Genomic DNA, 19896 nt, shown 5'->3' with positions numbered 1-19896 from the left:
TTTTAAAATTTGATGCCTCTTTTTGCGACGCATAGTTATGACTTTTCAAAATTTAACTCTCGAAAAAGAACCCCTTCATTTTTTCACTCTAACCTTTCATTATTTTAAAAATACAAATAGCAAAACTCGAAAACTATAAAAATTTAAATGTTACAAACGCCTTACCTCGTAAATTTATCACGTATGAGATGATTTCCACATATTTCGTTTCTCCTACTATAAAATGACTTGTAATACGTATTACAGGGGGATATACCATGCAAAAACCTACGTTGAGCATTCACGAACTACTTTCAACTGAGTTAGAACGTTGTATAAATGAAGTCATTATCTTATTCCCTTTAGCAGATCCATTAGCCCTTCACCTTAACGGAGCAAGAACGAATATTTATTCCGGAATTATCATTAACAATGGCGATATATATCAAGTAATAGAAGGTGTTAATGTAGTAGAGGTCCGCATTCCTCTCTCTATGCTATTGAAGAGAGAAGAGTCCACTTCGCACTGCTACTTTGATTACAATAAGATTTCATCACCTCGAGAGCTCAAATCTTTGATCTTACGTGATGTTGAGCAAAATACCGTTAACCGTGTGATTACTACTACAGCAGTCTTGAAGCTACTCGATTTCTTACTACTAGAAGCAAAAGTGAACATCAATTCACCGTATTTACCAGAAATTACAACAGACTTACCTTTATTAAATAAGATACTTGAATTTACGAACGAGCATATTTATGAAAGTGTTTCACCGAAGATGATTGCGAAAGAATTCTTTATTTCACAATCATACATTTCGATTATCTTTGCGAAACATTTAAATATGAACTTTAAAACGTATGCGAATTCGTTAAAAATTGCACTCTCACTCAGAGATTTAATTGAGCCTGATATGCAAATTAGTGAAGTCGCAACAAAATATAATTTCCAAAATATCGCGACGTTTTCAAAGCAGTTTAAATACTTTTTACATGAACCGCCGAAACAGTTTGTCTTCCGCTACAAAGTGCTCGTCATCAGAACGAAGAATCCACTGATCGTTAAGGTAGCGAATTACGCGAGATTCGTCACGCTCATAGAGAGTTTCTCTCAGCATTCACAATCGAGTAATATTGAAGAAATTGATCTCGACAACCTAGTAGAAAGCCGTTACATTCATCCGATAGACATGATGATTAAGGTGGACAATTTACACAAGCTGAAGTACTACACCCAACGTATTGAGACAGGTTTAGATGCTGAAATTTTCCAACGACCTCATTTCATCATTCAAAACTTTAACGTTGAAGATGCCAATCACTTTAATACCTATGATAATATTCAGAGTTTAATTCGCTTATCCTCTAAACAAGGTCATGTGATACTCAAGATCAGTAAGGTGAATACGTACTATAGACTAGAAGAGAAATTGAAACAACTCATTTGGGGCGGCACTTTATCTAGTGAAGTGCTACGTCATCTCGTCATTCTCTTTGACAGTGAGAGTTTATCAGTGAAGACGATTTCGGTCATGCGTCGCCGAGCGATTGAATTATTCCCAGATTTACAATTTGCGATGGTCATCGATTATTATTTATTCCATCACACGCAACAAGACTACTTTATAGATACATTGAAATCATTGGATTTGAAGTATTACTTTGTTGATTCAGATTTAAAGACGTTACATGATAAGCTCATTGAGATTGATGACAATTTCCATGTTGGCGATTCATTACGAGAGGCGTTAATCCAATTTATTAACTTATTTGGTAAAGATAAAAGGAAAATGGTCTTCAGCCGACTCACACATAGTACGCTAAGAGCTTATTTCCAATCGAAAGCAGAATCATCTTATACATTACCTGCTAAATTCTATATAGATCTCTGTCAGTATATTGGAGGCTTAGCATTCGATATGCAAAGCACAGAGCGAGATGCAGTTAAATTACTCAATGCCTTTGAAAGCTATCGTCCTATCGTGCATATTTATAGTTTGCTCACACCATTTATCGGTAAACAAGTCATGTCTCTACCATATGGTTTAATGTACCAAAGTGATCAGAAATATCACGTTCTACTGTTTGGTGGTTATCGCTTTGATGAAGAATCCGATGTATCACTCGTCGTGAAGATTCATCACGCATTTACACGTGACTTCTTACTGTTTACTCGTACGTTAAACAACAATTACGGTACGATTGATACAATTATTCAGCCACATCTACAAACGATAGAGCTTGATCCACAAATTGCGAAACACGTACACGAGTCAAACCATCCTAAAACTAAATTCGTGCGTTACGAGTGGGCAAAACCACTTGAAATTCAACTTTCTTATCAAACCTTAAAATATTTATCGATAACAACGATGACTTAAATAATAAGGGTCGAAAAGGTGTAATTGCCTTTTCGACCCCTTATTTATAGATAAAATATTTAGTCGCTTTAAATAAGCTTAATTATGCCTCTAGTAATAGCTTCATTGAAGTCTTTTATCTACTATTCCTTACCTTCAATATCTTTCGCTATCATGTCACCGATAATTTGAGACGCATTACCTTTCTCAATTGAGCAGAAACGTTCGTAGAAAGCATCAATTTTATCTTGGTAATCTTTTTGCACCTTATCAAGATTTTTCAAGTTCTCTGTAAGCTCATGTGCATCTGTGTGAATAGGACCAGGTAAGTCTGATTTGTAATCCATATAGAATCCACGTAAACCTTTGTCATATTTTTCAATATCATACGCAAAGAAGAATTGTGGACGTTTCAAGATACCGTAGTCAAACATGACGGAAGAGTAATCTGTAATCAATGCATCACTGATTAAGAAGAGTTCAGATACGTCATCGTAATCAGATACGTCGATCGCAAAGTCTTCATAACCTGCTAAGTCTAAGGCGTTAGCGATGAGATAATGCATACGTAGTAGGATTACAGTGTCATCCTCGAGCTCTTTGTATAAGTTCTCTAAATCAATCTTCAGATTAAATAAATATTGACCTTTTTTCACAAACTCATCGTCTCGCCAAGTTGGCGCATACATAATCACTTTCTTACCTTCAGGAATATTTACTTTCTCACGAATATGATTGATGAGTTCTTGGTCATTCTGACGATTAACTAAGATATCATTGCGTGGATAACCTGTTTCTATAATACGATCTCGATCCATCCAGAACGCAGATTGGAAGATATCTGTTGAATAGCGGTTTGGAGACACGAGATAGTCCCAGCGATCTGTTTCTGTACGGAAGTTCACTTTATATTTCGCTGTTGTTGTACCTGGCATACGTACATATTTCTGATCGCCCGCAAGACGTTTCAGTGGCGTACCATGCCAAGTTTGGTAATAAAGTTGATTAGATTTCTTATTAATCGACAACGGTATACGTGCGTTAGATACCCAGTGACTCGCTTGAGAGTAAGCTTCATAGTATTCACGTGAATTCTTCTTCACTTTCTCAGCTGGTCCCGGCACTTCCGTTTTATCTGGTTTCTTCACTACCCATTTATAATTGAAATAAGGATAATGTTTAGCCATGTACTCATAAATATACTTCGGACTATCACTGTAATTCTTGCCACCAAAGGCTTCAAATACAATCGTCTTGTCATCTACATTCTCAGGTTTATCTGTTAGTTTGTAACGCGATAAATCTTTGTCTTTTTTACGTAAGAGAACATTCTTCAAATGTCTTGTAATATAACGGAAATGGTTAAATTTCTGAGCAGAGTCATTTTTACCTAGCGCAGTTAAGGCCATTTCCACTCCAAATAAGAATTTTTTACTTTTCAGAATAGATGGAAGTAAATCTTTACTTACTTTCGATAAAAGATTGCGATGATCTAGGTAACGCTCGTGTACGTCTGGGTGAGAAGGATCAAAGCTTGAAATAAGCGTGTTGACCATTTTCGTTTTTAAGAATTGTTGGTTCTCTCTGTTATCAGTAAGTTGAATACTTTTATAAAAGCTTTTCACATAGTCATTAAAACGCAGACTAAACGCTCTCTCTGATAGTTGCAATGTATTAAACGGATCTAATAACTCACCACGGAAGTAGAACGGGAACCCGTAGATACGAACGAAGCGATCTACATGTTGAACGTATTGAAGTAAGAATGTCTGATCCGCATAAATTTGAATGTCTTCGGCAAAACGCAAATTATTACCTCGCACAATGCCCGTACGAAGCACCATATTACATACAGAATTCTTACGAAGGAAAGAATTCGCATTACCTTTACCATGATAATGACGTACTTTCACTTTATTTAAGTCAACATATTGTGGTGTACGTACCGCAAACTTATGAATAGGCGCAATTAATGCATCTGATTGATTTAAATTCTGACTGTAGAATCTCAGAGCATAGGAAGCTAACACATCATCTGCATCGACAAACATAAAGTAAGGCGTATTGACCGCTTCCATGCCCTTATTACGTGCATGTGCATGGCCATGATTCTCTTCAAGTGTGATATGTTGCACACGTTCAGCATCGACATCTGCCATTTCACGTTCGACAATTTGTTCAGATGCATCTGTGGAACCATCATTAATAAAGATGTAGTTAAATTCTTGGTAACGTTGGCCTTTCAAGCTATTGATACATGCCTTGAGCGTTTCTTTATTGTTGTAGTAAGGAACTATTACTGTTAAGTTGTTCATCAATTTTGTCCATCCTTTTTAATATATCTAATCGCTTATCATCATGAATATTAAGTTAAGTTTATATCAATTATTATGTTTCAAACGAAACAAGTAACCAATTTAATCTTAGAGATAAGCTCATAACTTTTCAACTAATTTTGCGCTTTCTCATTGAAGTTAAATTACTATTTGTTTACTTTGCTAATATTTTGATAAATGATATATTGTAAAACAAGATAATTACATGGTGACATCTACGGGTATAGTATTCAATACTACTTGCGAGGGATATGTTTTATGATTTATTCAATAACTTCAACGTTACCACCTCAACATGGTGGACGTACAAAATCGTTACTTAAACGTAATAAACTCATCACAGAACACCTCAACACTGAAGCTACTATCATCACGACGAATTACAACGCAGATTATCCTAATATTATTAAAGGTTTTAGAGATAAAAAACTAATTAACTCGTCGATTTATCATGAAAACATGTACGATTGGCTCTCCAATCACATGCTCTTTCATGTACCTACACGTAAATTCTCCAATCAACCTCATTATACAAAAACGCGTCTAAAGATTAGAGGTTTGCGAAGAGTTCAAACGAAAGCGAACCATTTCAAATATTACGATGCACATAATCGACTTATACGTCATCGTGTTTACTATAAGAATAGTCGTGTACTTAAAGCTGAAAACAGATTCGACAGTAAGAACGGTGCTTTAGTTGAAAAACAGTTATTTAATCGTTATGGGCGTCTACATAAACGTATTGCTTTCGATATTGAGACAGAGCTCACCTTACATGAGTCATTCTTCGACACCGCAGATCATCTATACTGTGAAAAGTTCTATGACTGCGATGAAAATAATACTTTACATCTTATAAAGGTGCATCGTCCAAATCAATATCCGAAATACTTTAAGACAGAGAAACAACTGATGGAATATTATTACGAGTGTCGATTTAAAGAGAATGACATCGTCTTTAATGATGCACGACTTTTAGATAAGCCACTCATGCATAAATCTAACAAAACGTACAATGTCATCATTCTTCATAGCACGCATCTGAAGGACAACGGTAAACTTAAAGGTTCATACAAATATGCATTAAAGCATCCGGAACAACTTTCAATCATTATAGTCTTCACTGAAAAACAGAAAGAAGACCTTGTGCAACGTTACAAAATAGAAGAAGACACAATCAAAGTCATTCCGCATTACATCGATGATTATAGTCATTATCATCGCTCGTTCGAAGAGAAATCGCACTTTATATATATTGGTCGATTCAGTCATGAGAAACAACTTAATCATTTACTAAGTGCGTATCAACAATTTCTATCTAAAGGCTATCAGACGCCACTCGTACTCTTTGGTGGCAGTGACAAACAACAAGTTAAACAAGTTCAAGCGTGGATTGATAAATTCAATATTAATGATTATGTCACGATAAAGTCATTTACGAATCAACCATTAATTGAGTTTAGTAAAGCGATTGCTTCTCTTTCCACAAGTCAGTTCGAAGGTTTCGGCCTGTCTATTATGGAAAGTCTTGCGGTTGGCACGCCAGTCGTTTCTTACGATTACAATTATGGACCAGGTGAGATGATTGTTGATGGCGTGAACGGTTATCTAGTAGAGAAGAACAATACGACACAGTTTGCGGACAAGATGGCACAACTTATGAATCAGCGTCTTGCTCATGTAGAACTTAAACCACAGTTCCACACACAAAGTGCGATTGCTAGTTATCGTGACTTAATACAGTCTTTTAAATAACGACCTGACTACTTCATCACAACTAATATAGATATTATGACTTAAATAGGAGTTTAATTATGATCTATACAATTACTACTACGTTGCCTCTTGAACATGGGGGTAGAACATTCGCAACACTTCGTCGTAATTTACTGATGGCAGAGCATTTTAAAGAACCTATTAAGATTCTTACGACGAATTATAACGCAAATTATGAAGATATTTATGAAGACTATATGAAAAAATCAAAAATTAACACTGACTTTCAACTTGAAAATATGTATGATTGGTTATCAGGATATCAATTACTCACACCACCTACACGCCGTTTTAGTCAAAAACGGCGCTACTTTACTACACCTATAGAGATTGAAGGACTCACACACAAAGTGGATGATAAAAAACCGGCTGTTCGATATTACGATGGCGATACGTATGTGCTTTATCGTAAATACAGAGCTAACAGTGACATGCTCAGTTTCGAAGATTTGAGAAGTCCGATTCATAAGAAACGTCTTGAGCGTCGTCATTACAATAAATATGGTCAACTTCATATGGTGACTCAGTTTTCACCAGTGAAATGGACACGTATTAGTGAAACGTTCTATGATGCAAATGGTCATATTTATTGTCGCAAATACTATTCTGCAGAAACGAAGAAGATTCGTCTGATTGAATTAATCAAAGATAACCAAGTCTATCAAACATTTCGGTCATTGTGGGAGCTTCGCGCTTACTACTTTGATCAACGTTTTAAAGAGGGCGATATCGTATTTAACGATGCACGTAAGCTTGACGAACCTCTGTTAGCTAAAAATGTCAAAACGAAAAACGTGCTCGTATTTCATAACATACATTTCTTACACGAAGATCCATCTCAACTAGATGGACACTATCGCTATGGTCTAGAACATCCAGAAGAAGTCTCAAGATATTTAATATTAACACATCAACAGAAAGATGATTTGCAAAGTGAATTTCAATTTCCAGATAAGAAATTCGCAATCATACCTCATTTTAGCGAGCAGTTGAAGAAACCTAAGAATGCGACGACACATCGACGTAATTTCGTCTATATCGGTCGCTTTAGTTATCAAAAACAAGTCAATCACTTGATTGATGCTTATGCGATTTATGCTCAAAGAGGAAATAAGACACCTTTACATCTATATGGTAGCGACGACGATAATTTCTTACCAGAGTTGAAGAAACAAATCAAAGATTTAAACATTGAGGACAAAGTGACGATTCATGGCTATACCAATGAGGTTAATCGTATATTCTCTGGATCGAAAGCGTCTCTTCTTACTACACGGTTTGAAGGGTTTGGGCTTACCATCATGGAAAGCATTGCCAATGGTTGTCCGGTTATCTCATATGCATCGCGCTATGGTCCGAAAGAAATAATAGACCATGGACATAATGGCTATCTCGTCGAACCTAATGATGTAACATCGTTTGCTAAATATATGGAGAAAATAGATCAATATCCATTCGAAGAAGTCGCTTTGTCAGAGCATTTATCTGAATGCACAGCCATTCAGCGTTATGCTCAACTCGTTAAGACACTAAAAAAGGAATAATATTTCTATAAGAAGGGAGCCAGTCATCGAACAGATGATTGACTCCCTATTATTTATACTAACTTGTCTAATTTCGCACGTTCAGTAACGAATCCTTCCGCATACTCTACGCCTATTTCAAGCCCATGGCGGGCATTGTATGCTCTTACTCGTGAATATAACGAATCGTTACGTTGTGAATATTTAACAATTTGCGAGTGATGTAACCCGATTAAATGATGCTTATGTTCATATTCATTTGAAATATCATAGAATGTATCAGGTTGGAAATGTTGACTCGTCACTGATTCATACAAGTAAAGTGTTCGTTTCTTAGCGGAAGCACTTGTCACTTGATACGTCGTTTGGTGATCTTGATGATAATCTAAAGCGTAATGTGTAAAGATAATTTGTGGGTCCACTTCCTGAATAATTTCGGTGAGTTGGTCAATCACCGTTGGATCTTTCTGCATATAACCATCCCGACAATTTAAGTAAAACGTGTGATTAGCTAGTAAATAGCGAGAGGCCTCCTCTTGTTCAACTATACGTACATTCTTCGTTTTACATTGCCAATTCTCACCATTAGTCATGATAACTAAATAGATATCATAACCTTTCTTAACTAAACTCAGTAAAGTACCTCCACAGCCAATTTCAATATCATCTGGATGAGCACCGATTGCTAATACTGATTTTCTCATGTTTTTCTCCTCTTGATGTTAATTCGTCCACGTTGAAATGAGGTCATGATAATATATTTTCTTTGAGGGCTAGATACCATTCTCTGGCTCAACTCAACACATTATGACACGCATCCACCGTAACTCGATAAAGGTATTATATTTTGCCCTTTCTCTAAAGTCAATTTTGAGTTAATTCTGCTATGTCATTTTAGATGTATAGTAAAAAGGGATTATGGCAGACCTACTATCCACCATAATCCCAATTATTCAAGTTATAACGATTTTTCTTTAATAAACTTCTTAATCTCATCTTTCATTTCTGGATCTTTCAACGCGTACTCAATAGTTGTTTTAACGAAGCCGATTTTCTCTCCGACGTCATAACGTGTCCCTTCGAAATCATATGCTAGTACTTGTTCTTCTTTGTTCATACGTTCAATCGCATCTGTAAGCTGGATTTCATCTCCACGGCCTTTAGGTTGATCTTCTAAATAGTCAAAGATACGTGGTGATAAGACGTAACGTCCCATAATCGCTAAATTTGAAGGCGCTGTACCTGGTTCAGGTTTTTCTACAAACTTATTCACTTTATATAAACGACCTTCTTGAGAAGATGGATCGATGATACCATAACGAGAAGTATCAGAATCTGGCACTTGTTGTACTCCGATGACTGAGGCCTCGTTCTCTTCATACTGTTCAATTAATTGTTGAATCGCAGGTGTTTCTGAATCAACGATATCGTCCCCTAAGAGTACCGCAAATGGTTCATCACCAATAAACTGCTTTCCAGTATAAATTGCGTGACCTAAGCCAAGTTGTTCTTTCTGACGTACGTAGAAGATATTCGCTAAATCTGTCGCTTCTTGCACTTTTTCTAAGTATTCATCTTTACCTTTACTTTCTAAGTTGTCTTCTAGTTCTTTTTGATTGTCGAAGTGATCTTCAATCGCACGTTTGTGCTTTCCAGTTATAATGATGACATCCTCAATACCTGCTTTAGACACTTCCTCGACAATATATTGAATAGTTGGTTTATCTAATATAGGTAACATTTCTTTAGGCATTGCTTTCGTAGCTGGTAAGAATCTAGTTCCTAGCCCTGCAGCTGGGATTAATGCTTTTTTTACTTTTTTCATTTTTCTAAACCCTTTCCATATGTAATCTTTTTCTCATTATTAAAATTATTGTATTATTAGTTGTTATTGTAATTATACATTAACATATATTCAAGAATAGAAATTCATTTATATAAGTTATATTCTTATATAATGATTATAGCATTAAATTATTCATTATTACGTGACATGATTTGATATATTATCTATTTCCCTATTTCTCTCTTCTCATTCATTACAAAATTACACTTATAACTATAAGTTATACTTAATATTACGAAATTCAAAGAATTATTTTTCTGAAAATATTTACAATTCTGATTCAAATTAGTATATTCATATCTATAAGCTATTTCAATTTTCAGACAAAGGAGATAGAAATTGATAATAACTTAAGGGACTTAAGTCAGTTATCTTATGAAGTCACCTCTTTTAACTATTAGATGGACTTCATATTACGGGGAGGAATTAATTATGAGCAAAGCACAATCATTAATATCAGAAGACAGCAAGTATTTTGCGAAACCGGGACGTATCAAATATTATCCTTTAGCTATTGAATCAGGAAAGGGCGCCATCCTCACAGACGTCGATGGGAAATCTTATATTGATTTACTCGCTAGCGCAAGCTCTCAGAATGTAGGACATGCACCTGAACAAGTAACGGAAGCGATCAAAGCACAAGTTGACCGCTTCATCCACTACACACCTGCTTACATGTATCACGAACCATTAGTGAAGTTAAGTAAGAAGTTATGTGAAATCTCGCCAGGTGACTTTGAGAAACGTGTCTTATTTGGACTTTCAGGCTCAGATGCGAATGACGGTATCATCAAGTTAGCACGGGGTTACACGGGTAGACCTTATATCATTAGCTTTACAAACGCTTATCATGGTTCAACTTACGGAGCATTATCTATGTCAGCAATCAGTTTAAATATGCGTAAAAAATATGCGCCACTCGTGCCTGGCTTTTACCATATACCGTTTCCAGATAAGTATCGTGGCATGTTTGAACATTCAGAACCAGGTACTGTAGAGGAATACTTAGCACCACTCAAAGAGATGTTCAATAAATATGTACCTGCTGATGAAGTCGCATGTATCATGATTGAAACGATTCAAGGCGACGGTGGACTCATTGAACCGGTGGACGGCTATTTCGAAGCACTTCAAACGTTATGTCGCGAGAACGGTATCTTACTCGCAGTAGATGATATACAACAAGGGCTCGGACGAACAGGCACTTGGAGTTCTGTAGAACATTACAACATCGAACCGGATTTAATCTCTTATGGTAAATCTCTCGCAGGCGGATTACCAATGTCAGCAGTCGTAGGTAGAGAAGAAATCATGAACACACTCGATGCACCGGCTCACCTCTTTACGACAGGTGCCAATCCAGTAAGTTGTGAAGCAGCTTTAGCTACCTTACAAATGATTGAGGATGAAGACTTATTGACTGCTAGTACTGAAAAAGGTGCTTACGTACGAGAACGTATGGCAAAGTGGGAAGCACAATACGACTTTATCGGAAACATCAGAGGTAAAGGCTTATCTATCGGTATCGACATCGTATCAGATCGCCAAGCTAAGACACGAGATAACGAAGCAGCCTTAAAGATCTGTAACTACGCGTTCGATCATGGCGTTATCGTTATCGCTGTCGCAGGAAATGTACTCCGCTTCCAACCACCATTAGTCATCACTTACGAACAACTCGACACAGCACTTGATGTCTTAGAGGAAGCATTTGAGAAGCTCACTAACGGCGAACTCGATAATTATGAAATTTCTGGACAAGGATGGTAAGACAATTTAAATCAAACATTGGGGGTATTAGATGCAGAAAGTAAGTGTAAGTAACGTGTTTAAATTGAGCGGCGCTTACATTGCATACTTAATCGGCTCAGGATTTGCAACAGGACAAGAAGTGATGCAATTCTTCGCTTCGTTTGGAATTTATGGTATATTCGCAGCGATTCTGAGTGCACTCTTATTCTGTTTCTTAGGATCAACTTTAATGATTAAAGGTCATGATTTACAACTTGAACAACCAGGTCATATCTTTAAATATTATTGTGGCAATATACTCGGAACGATCATCGAATACTTTACAATACTCTTCTTATTTAGCATCGTAGTCATCACTATCGCGGGAACTGGTGCAGTAGTCGCACAACAATTCCATTTACCTAATCTCGTCGGTATTCTAGGAATGGGCTTCATCGCGATGATTACGGTAATCCTAGGTCTACGCAAGCTCGTTGATATCATCGGCACAGTAGGCCCTGTGATCGTTGTTCTAACGATTGGTATTTGTCTTGTCGTTTTTCTACAAAATATTGGCAAGATTCCGTCATTAAATAATATGCCACACTTGGCGGAACAAGTGCGTCCGACGCATTCTTGGTGGCAATCCGGAGCATTGTTCTTCTGCTATAATATCTTAGCCGGAACAATCTTCTTTACTCAACTGGGACGCCAATCTACGAGCAAGAGAGAAGCTGGCCTTACAGCATTTGTTGGTGCATGTGGCTTGATGTTGACTGTCGTCTTTATGATTCTAGCCATGCTTGCACACGCACATCACGTCTTTCACCTACAAGTCCCTGTACTTTATCTAGGTAAGACGATTTCACCTATCGTAGCTGTCATCTTCTCAGTATGTATTCTACTCGGCATATATTCTACGACAGCTCCGATGTTCTGGTTAGTTAAAAATGAATTCTTGAAATTCATTCCGAAATCATTTAACTACACACTCACTGTAGCACTCGGTATCATCTTTATTCTTTGCGGAATGTTACCTTTCGACAAACTTGTATCTACTGTTTATCCGTTTACGGGTTATGTCGGTGCGCTCGTTGTTATCGCCATCTTCCTACGTACTTTATGGAATTCAGTGGTGCCTAGTCGCAGTAGTAGTGAAAATGGGTAAATATATGGCTTAAGCCACACCTTGCGTTAGGTGTGGCTTTGTAATTGAGATAGTAAAACATCGTAATTATTAAATGAGAGGATGAGATTTTGATGTTAATGCGGAATATCAGTGCTTTGATCTGGTTAATATCTATTGATATAACTTATACGGCCACGCTCTTAATGGCCAGTTCGCTAAAGATATTCCATTTCAAAATGACTTTACTAACGAGGCCAGCGTTCATCCAAACACTCCTTCATTCAAAACCTATCCAGGAGATATAGTAGTATTTGGTAATCAATATGGTAATGGTATGGGGCACGTTGCTATTGTGACTAAGGGTAATATTGACGGAAATTGGCAAAAATTTGAAAGTCTGGATCAAAATTGGAATAATGGAGATGCAAGTAAGAAAGAGAAAGCACATAAAGTTACTCATAAATATGATACAAGATCAGCACAAATGTACTTTATAAGATCATTCAAATAGTAATTAAGATGAACTTAAATTATGCATAGTTATCACTTCAAATTTAAAAAATAATGGGAAACGAGGTTTTGTATAATGAAAAAATTTAGCTATGATGAAGCTTTTAGAATGGTATCTTTATTTAAAGGACGTTTTAGACACGTTAGAAAAGAAACGAACGCATTAAAAAATGACGACTCTACAAGTTATTACGAAAGATATAAAAAATTACAAGAAATTGAAGAAAATTGTGTGAATGAAATGCTAAATATATCTGAGATAGATAGAAATTTTATTTTAGGTCTGCATAACTTATTAAAATCTTACAAAGAAGCCGAACCTGGGAGAGATGAAGCTTATTATGATTTCTTATCTGAAAACGTTGAAGGCAATATAAAAGATCTTAAAGAGTTTATGGATAGTAATTTACTTGCTGAATATGACCATGCGATTACTCATCCAAAGTATATCATCAGAATGTACTTAGAAAATTAATGAGATAATTCATGCAAGTATCTAATTGAAGGATAATTAATTTATTGAAGTAGAACTAATAATAAGAAATGTTTTCATTTGTCAAAATAAGCTAGACAGTTTTTCATCTTCAATAAAACTCAAAAATTGTTCTTCTGGTGTAAGATAATTAAGTAACTTACGAGAAATCTGATTTAACTTGCGTGTGATTTCAATCATTTCCTCATTATTGATTTTATTGAAAACCATTTCTTTATGAAGACCATGGCGTCGGGAGACCACCTTTGATTGTTCTTATGTTGAATGTATGAAGCTTGATCTTTAGGAAGGTGGATCTTCTTACGCCACAACGTGACTTATTTCGCTAATAACATCGATAAAAATCAATCACTATGAGAACTTCAAAGCATTGATAACGTTGTATACGGTTTGTTTTTTCGCGTTTGAGGTGCTACATATCGAATACTTTTAGATCTTGTTTAAAATAAGTCTCTATCATTGAATTTTCGTCCATGGTAAGATAGGAATAGGTCATACTGGTTAAACTCCTTTTGTTTTGTAGTTATTATAAATTGAGTTTAACACAGATGACCTTTTTATTGTTTAAGTGTATAGCTTAATTTTACAATCCGCGATTTGAAATGCACCCCAAAAGTTGGACTTAAAAATCTAACTTTGAAGGGTGCATCTTTTTGGGATTTTTGTCCTAGGCTCGTTTGTATTGAGATTATTTCATTCCTACCTATTACCTACATCGTGACCAATTTCTACACGTTTATCTTTTTTATTGAATGATGCGGCTTGGATACTACCAAAGTTTGGATCGTTACGTTTTTCTTCTGTTTGATAGCCCATACGTTCAAATGTTTCAATGTCGCTTTTCTTCATCGCATTTTCATAATAAATCGTATCACCATCGTTGTAGAAACGTGGTTTATCGATAGATTGTTGCAATGTGCCTTGACCACGTAAGTAATCGATAAGGACTTCGTTCTCAGTTGTAGGAATCTTGTTACCACCTGGTGTACCAATACCGAGATAGAAATCAGGACCTACCACAATGGATGGCGCAGTAAAGGATCTCGGCTGTTTATGTGGCTCGCCGTGGTTTGGACTGGCTTCGGATTGAGAGAAGTTTGATAGTGAGTCATTCATGTAGAAGCCTTCTTTCATAAACTTACCGGAGCCAAAGAAGCTAGATAACGTATTTGTGGTACTAGCCATCTTACCTTGCTTGTCAATGACCACAAAGTGAGTGGTAGACATCGTTTCAATGTCATTTGAGAAGCTGTTGTCAAAGCCGTTACCTGCTTTAATCTTCTGAAGCTCTCCAGAAATGTAATCTTGAGATAAGTATTGGCTATAGTCCGCATCGTTGCCGTTAACGATATCACGGTTACGATACATCAAGTCACGCGCATCAATGATGTTTTGAATAAAGTCATCTCGGTCATTTAATGTCGGCGAGTCATTGATACTTTCGTCAATCTTCAATCCTTGTAGCATTAACGTTCCACCGAGTGGGTTAGACGCAGAATAAACTTTATTGTTGAGATACGTCGTGCTGACAGGGTCTTTTTGTTCTGGCTTGTAGTCTTTAAAGTCTTTCTCTGTCAATTTATCATCGAGTTGCTTGGAAATACTTTTACCTACCTTATCGTAAAAGTAATCTGGCCCATGATCTCTGATACCTTCTAACGTCTTCGCTAGCTCAGGCTGTTTAACAACGTCACCTTGACGCTTCGTCTTCTCATCGTTGAAGAATGGTGTATCGCGGTCAATCTTATCACCGAAGAGTTTCAAACTGCGCTCAAGCTCAGAATCGATTTCGAAACCATCTTTCGCTAATGGGATGACACGGTTTAAGATCTCTTTCTCATCCATCTTACCCTCTTTATCATGAACTTCATGCATCCCTTTCACAAAGCCTGGCGTACCAATTTGATCTCCTTGCTTGTAATCGTAAGAGGAGATGTCTTTGTATTGATATTGATTTGGCTCATCGTTCTCTTTACCATCGTAAGTCAACATGGCGCCCCCACCACCTATACCGGAGGAGTGAGGTTCTGTAACTGCTAAGGCGTAAGAGACACCGATCGAAGCATCTACAGCGTTACCCCCATCGTTGATAATCTTCTCTCCGACACGTTGTGCGATAGGGTTATTCGTTGCCACGCCGTAGTTCTTATTAGAATAGTTCTGATTATGGTCTGCAATCTTATTCTCGTAAAGGTCGTCTTTGTTGTAGCTGTCCGGTTTAGTTACAAAGTAGAAGATAAAGGAGACGACAATAACAAGCGCTAAGACTACAATGAGAAATTTCTTGTTATACATTGACATACTTAGCTGGCTCCTTTAGATAGATATTGTTGGCGCTCGATTTGGATATCTTGCTTCTCATAATGATCGAGTCCTTCGTTCGCTTTCGCAAAAGTAACCATGAGAAAGATCACGACAATGATAGCAATGATTGCGATATAGACCCATCTCTCTTTAGTTCTCATAGACGTAACCTCCGTTCTCTTTCTTCAACTTCACATCTTTCGTTTGAATATTATTCAATAGTTTACGTTCTTCGACTTTGTTTGGATTCGCTTCTGAGACAACGCCGCCCTTAGTCTTAATTGGCGTTAACTTGAATTTAGAATGTTTGCCATTCCAATTCTGTTGAACTGCTAAACCTTGTTTCGTCTTAGACAAGAAACCTTCAGCTGTGACATTACCTAGACTATAGAAGACATCCGTACCTTTATATCGTTCTATTTCTTGAACGACACTATTGTGACCTACGATGACATCTGCGCCTGAATCTGCCATCGCATGCGCAAATTCACGTTGTCTTGTCGTGACTTGCTTTTCGTTAGGAATGCCCCAGTCTGCGTTGACGACCACGTAATCATTCTGATCTTTCAACTTCTTGATGAGCGGGATAAAAATACGCGGTTCCATACTGATAGAAGATGTATTCTTTAAGGAATCTGTATAATCTGATCTTGTATCTGTCAGTGAGATGGTAGCCACTTTCTTGCCTTTAATATCTTGTTGAACCGCTTTACTGTTGATAAGGTTAGAGCCGTTACCAGTTAAAAAGTTATAATCTGTCTGAGCTTCTACCCTTTTATTCAACTCTTGGATTTGCTTATTATCTAACTTGTCATTCACGAGATTAAGCGTCTTCAAATTCAGTTTCTTCAAGGACATAATGTTCTCGATATTCTTCTTGATGTTCTCGTTCTGATCGCCAGCAAGCTTACTTGTTTCAAGGCTTGCTGTGGAATAGTCACTCTGTTTGAGCACATCTTTAAGTGCTCCGAAAGTATGATCTAAATCTTGCATCCGCATATGTTTATCTAAGTTCACGTTACCTAAATAGGTCATTTGTATGTCATCATTCTTCTTAGCCATACCTTTCACAGGTTCAATGGTTTGTCGTGTCATCGCAAAGATGAGCAGCAACACAGCAATAATCGTGATGGTAATCATAATGATAAAGTTATGTTTCTTCGTCTTCTTCGTCCACTTTAAGACACGTTCAGAAATTGTAAATTTTTTATCCTTCATAATTGACCCTCACTAACTAATAAAGCTGTAGAAGAAGAGAATGACATACGTGATACAAGTGAGTAACATACACGTAGATAGTGTAATGACTGCACCTTGTTTCTGAATCGTATTAGCGATGATACCAGGGATGACCACCCCGATACCTGACATTTCGACCATCTCAAAGGGTGTGAGCGGATAGATTAAATCAAAGATAAACTTCATGACCATACCTGTTAAGATCATCGCTGCGAACTTACGACGTCCGTATAGAATAACGACACGGCTGATACCATGATTGACGATAAAGTATGTAATGCAACTGATGACGAGCACTGAAAGTAACATTATGGGTTGATCAAAGATGAGTGCTAAATAACCTGGAACTACGAGCCCAGCTGGACTAATTCCAAATTTTTCGGCAAAGATGAGACTGAGTACGATGCCGACAAATAATGAGAAATATAATTCTGAACCTATCATGTTATTTTCCTATCCTTTCTATATATTGGGCAATTTGTTTACCATGTCCATGAATATTACCAACACAGAAGATAAGTGCGTTCTGTGCTTCATGTAACACCGCTTCTTCGACATCATGAATATCATGACCTTCGAAGTTTAAATATTTCTTATCGGGTTGTGAACGCATGATTTCAGTTACGAGCTGCGTACTTTTACCCGTACAGATTAACGTGTCGTAATCAACTTCAGCGATAAAGTTCTCCGCGAACATACGTGTACGATCGACTCTATCACCACGACAGTTTAAGATGACCACTTTCTTGGTGTAAGGATAGTTGTAAGACTCCACTTTGTTAAGAATTGCTTTCGTAGACTGCGGCTCATTGGCAGCGAAAGCATTGACATAGACGTTCGTCGTATTGTTAGCTGTGAAGTACTCGATATTGACCGCGCCTGAGTCCGGTGGTGCATTCAACATGCCTCGCTCAGCCGTCTCTTGGTCGATACCTAATGCCTCTGCCACTCCGATAGCTATCGCGACGTTATCTGGGAAGACGAGATAGTCAAAGCGACGTAGAAAGTCTTCTGAGATTGTATTCTTATCAACCACAATCGGTGTGGTATGCCGTTTCTTAGCCTCTTTGATGAAAAAGTCAGTATAGTCATCTTTCATGATTACAAGATGACCATTATAAGGAATCGTCGCTGTAAAGGCTTGTGCGACCTCATCTAATGTCGGACCTAGAACATCCATATGGTCCTCCATGACATTAACGATGACGCCAATATTCGCTTTAACTAAATCCTTCTGGAAAGTAATTTGATAGTCCGGATTTACTGCCATACATTCATTCACGAGTGCATTGGCTTTCTGTTTGACTACCTTGCGAATAATATCGCGCTGTTCCCCTATGTTAGCGCCTTGCGGTTTACGATAGACAGGATATTCCCGTGGCGTAAACCAATACATCATACGTGCATCCGTACCTGTCGTCTTTCCAATCACACGGTACTCATCTTCACGTAACATACCGTAAATCAAGCGAGTGATCGTGGACTTGCCTCGAATGCCGTTGATGTTAATTCGAACCGGAATCTTCTCTAGCCGTCTCGCATGTTTACGCTTGTCGACGATACCAAGCCAGAGAATTAATCCTACGCAGATTATGATTAATACCAAGTTACGTCCCTCTCTTCATTAAGTTGTATTGACACATAGGTCGATTTCAGGTGCGTTAAAGACATAAAAAAATCTAGTGTTAGTCTTTCTTAAAATTCCTTTGGTTACATTTTTTACAATTTCACCAAAAAGGAGATACTCCGCTAGGCAATCTAATCGGTTGAAAAGATTGCTGATTATCTATACTTCATATCCCTATTGAAGACCACACTAGCATATCGCTATTAATTCAATTTTAATTATTTATACTCTATGTAAATTTAACTTAAATTTTGTTTCATAATCGAAAACGCTTCCCCAAAAACTTATACAATTAGTTTAAGTTATTTTTGTGCTATTTACAATATAGTAATGAATATATTTTGAAGAAAAAGCCATAAACTTTAAATTCCAAAGATAAATATAATTTTAACTATTAATTTACAATAGATTAATATCACAGTGGTAAGTTAAAAGTGAGCAAAGGTTATTGCTCATACTTACATCCATAATCCAAGGTATCTTACGTAAGGGGGACAAATCTTCGTGCGCAAACCCGTAAAAATGGCAATTGGCATCTATCTCACTGTTATGTTGTTAGGTTGCAGTACGTATCTTATCCTCATACTCATCGGCAGCTTACAAGGTAACGACATGCGAGGTGCAGTGCAAGATGCTAATAGTTACAAGAAAGTGAAACATGTGAGTGAAATCCCTTCATCCTCCAAGAGTGATCTTTATTTATACAACGCACTATGTATGTAAGCCCAACTCCACCTTATTCTGAACAATTTCATTACACCTCACCCTAATACGCAATTGAAGGACGGCGGCAACAAACTATTGAGTTTGTTGTCGTTTTTTGGGAGAAGCACAGAAATCTTTGATTTCGTAGTATTTTCAATAGAAATCTGACTAGAATTTCTACAAGTAATAGTTACTATGATATTGAGTCGTTACTGTATACACTTTATTTAGTATGTTTCGTTACTATGGCTCTCGTTGAGAGCAGAACGGAAATTCATTTAGATTCATCGTTTTCAATGTTTTGACTTTCGCTTACTTAGGGGGCTGCATTCAACTAA

At 37.1% G+C, this 19896-nt stretch carries 16 protein-coding genes; 8 read left to right on the top strand and 8 right to left on the bottom strand.

The window, feature by feature from the left end:
* Window positions 1-257: 257 nt before the first annotated feature.
* Window positions 258-2360 (top strand): helix-turn-helix domain-containing protein, encoded by a 2103-nt coding sequence (locus HMPREF2802_RS03705; protein ID WP_070502802.1) that lies wholly within the window; start codon window positions 258-260, stop codon window positions 2358-2360.
* Window positions 2361-2482: 122 nt separating this feature from the next.
* Here HMPREF2802_RS03705 and HMPREF2802_RS11805 read toward each other — a convergent pair whose 3' ends face one another.
* Window positions 2483-4654, bottom strand: coding sequence for a bifunctional glycosyltransferase/CDP-glycerol:glycerophosphate glycerophosphotransferase (locus HMPREF2802_RS11805; RefSeq protein ID WP_083307583.1), 2172 nt, complete (start codon window positions 4652-4654; stop codon window positions 2483-2485).
* A gap of 279 nt (window positions 4655-4933) precedes the next feature.
* Here HMPREF2802_RS11805 and HMPREF2802_RS03695 point away from each other — a divergent pair, with 279 nt between their 5' ends.
* Together HMPREF2802_RS03695 and HMPREF2802_RS03690 are read left to right on the top strand one after the other, a co-directional pair.
* On the top strand, window positions 4934-6430 hold the full coding sequence (locus HMPREF2802_RS03695; protein ID WP_070502801.1) for a glycosyltransferase: 1497 nt from the start codon (window positions 4934-4936) through the stop codon (window positions 6428-6430).
* 59 nt (window positions 6431-6489) lie between these two features.
* Window positions 6490-7995, top strand: coding sequence for a glycosyltransferase (locus HMPREF2802_RS03690; protein ID WP_070502800.1), 1506 nt, complete (start codon window positions 6490-6492; stop codon window positions 7993-7995).
* Between the two features lie 53 nt (window positions 7996-8048).
* Here the strand turns inward: HMPREF2802_RS03690 and HMPREF2802_RS03685 are convergent, their stop codons facing one another.
* Entirely contained in the window at window positions 8049-8678 is a 630-nt protein-coding gene (locus HMPREF2802_RS03685) for a PIG-L deacetylase family protein (RefSeq protein ID WP_070502799.1), read from the bottom strand.
* A gap of 254 nt (window positions 8679-8932) precedes the next feature.
* Window positions 8933-9799, bottom strand: coding sequence for a UTP--glucose-1-phosphate uridylyltransferase GalU (galU, locus tag HMPREF2802_RS03680; RefSeq protein WP_049410097.1), 867 nt, complete (start codon window positions 9797-9799; stop codon window positions 8933-8935).
* 453 nt (window positions 9800-10252) lie between these two features.
* Between galU and HMPREF2802_RS03675 the strand changes: the two genes are divergently transcribed.
* The 4 genes from HMPREF2802_RS03675 (at window position 10253) to HMPREF2802_RS03660 (ending at window position 13665) form a co-directional block, all read left to right on the top strand.
* Entirely contained in the window at window positions 10253-11590 is a 1338-nt protein-coding gene (locus tag HMPREF2802_RS03675) for an aspartate aminotransferase family protein (protein ID WP_070502798.1), read from the top strand.
* Window positions 11591-11621: 31 nt separating this feature from the next.
* On the top strand, window positions 11622-12719 hold the full coding sequence (locus HMPREF2802_RS03670) for a YkvI family membrane protein (protein WP_070502797.1): 1098 nt from the start codon (window positions 11622-11624) through the stop codon (window positions 12717-12719).
* 184 nt (window positions 12720-12903) lie between these two features.
* On the top strand, window positions 12904-13191 hold the full coding sequence (locus HMPREF2802_RS03665) for a CHAP domain-containing protein (protein WP_256277925.1): 288 nt from the start codon (window positions 12904-12906) through the stop codon (window positions 13189-13191).
* Window positions 13192-13266: 75 nt separating this feature from the next.
* Window positions 13267-13665, top strand: coding sequence for a hypothetical protein (locus HMPREF2802_RS03660; protein ID WP_070502796.1), 399 nt, complete (start codon window positions 13267-13269; stop codon window positions 13663-13665).
* Between the two features lie 717 nt (window positions 13666-14382).
* Here the strand turns inward: HMPREF2802_RS03660 and HMPREF2802_RS03655 are convergent.
* Genes HMPREF2802_RS03655 through pgsB form a run of 5 tightly spaced genes read right to left on the bottom strand, consistent with a single transcriptional unit; the run spans window position 14383 to window position 18832 of the window.
* Window positions 14383-15984 (bottom strand): gamma-glutamyltransferase, encoded by a 1602-nt coding sequence (locus HMPREF2802_RS03655; protein ID WP_070502795.1) that lies wholly within the window; start codon window positions 15982-15984, stop codon window positions 14383-14385.
* A 2-nt stretch (window positions 15985-15986) separates the two neighbouring features.
* Entirely contained in the window at window positions 15987-16148 is a 162-nt protein-coding gene (locus tag HMPREF2802_RS12105) for a hypothetical protein (RefSeq protein ID WP_002473102.1), read from the bottom strand.
* Window positions 16138-17208 (bottom strand): CapA family protein, encoded by a 1071-nt coding sequence (locus tag HMPREF2802_RS03650; RefSeq protein ID WP_070502794.1) that lies wholly within the window; start codon window positions 17206-17208, stop codon window positions 16138-16140. Before HMPREF2802_RS03650 ends, HMPREF2802_RS12105 begins: the two co-directional genes overlap by 11 nt.
* A gap of 9 nt (window positions 17209-17217) precedes the next feature.
* On the bottom strand, window positions 17218-17670 hold the full coding sequence (pgsC, locus tag HMPREF2802_RS03645; RefSeq protein ID WP_002473083.1) for a poly-gamma-glutamate biosynthesis protein PgsC: 453 nt from the start codon (window positions 17668-17670) through the stop codon (window positions 17218-17220).
* A gap of 1 nt (window position 17671) precedes the next feature.
* Entirely contained in the window at window positions 17672-18832 is a 1161-nt protein-coding gene (gene pgsB, locus HMPREF2802_RS03640) for a poly-gamma-glutamate synthase PgsB (protein WP_002473089.1), read from the bottom strand.
* Between the two features lie 525 nt (window positions 18833-19357).
* Here pgsB and HMPREF2802_RS03635 point away from each other — a divergent pair.
* Entirely contained in the window at window positions 19358-19576 is a 219-nt protein-coding gene (locus HMPREF2802_RS03635; protein ID WP_141746376.1) for a hypothetical protein, read from the top strand.
* Window positions 19577-19896 lie beyond the last annotated feature (320 nt).

The sequence above is a fragment of the Staphylococcus sp. HMSC071G07 genome (genome assembly GCF_001811435.1).
Lineage (GTDB): Bacteria > Bacillota > Bacilli > Staphylococcales > Staphylococcaceae > Staphylococcus > Staphylococcus pettenkoferi.
This window is presented reverse-complemented; position numbering and strand designations above follow the sequence as displayed.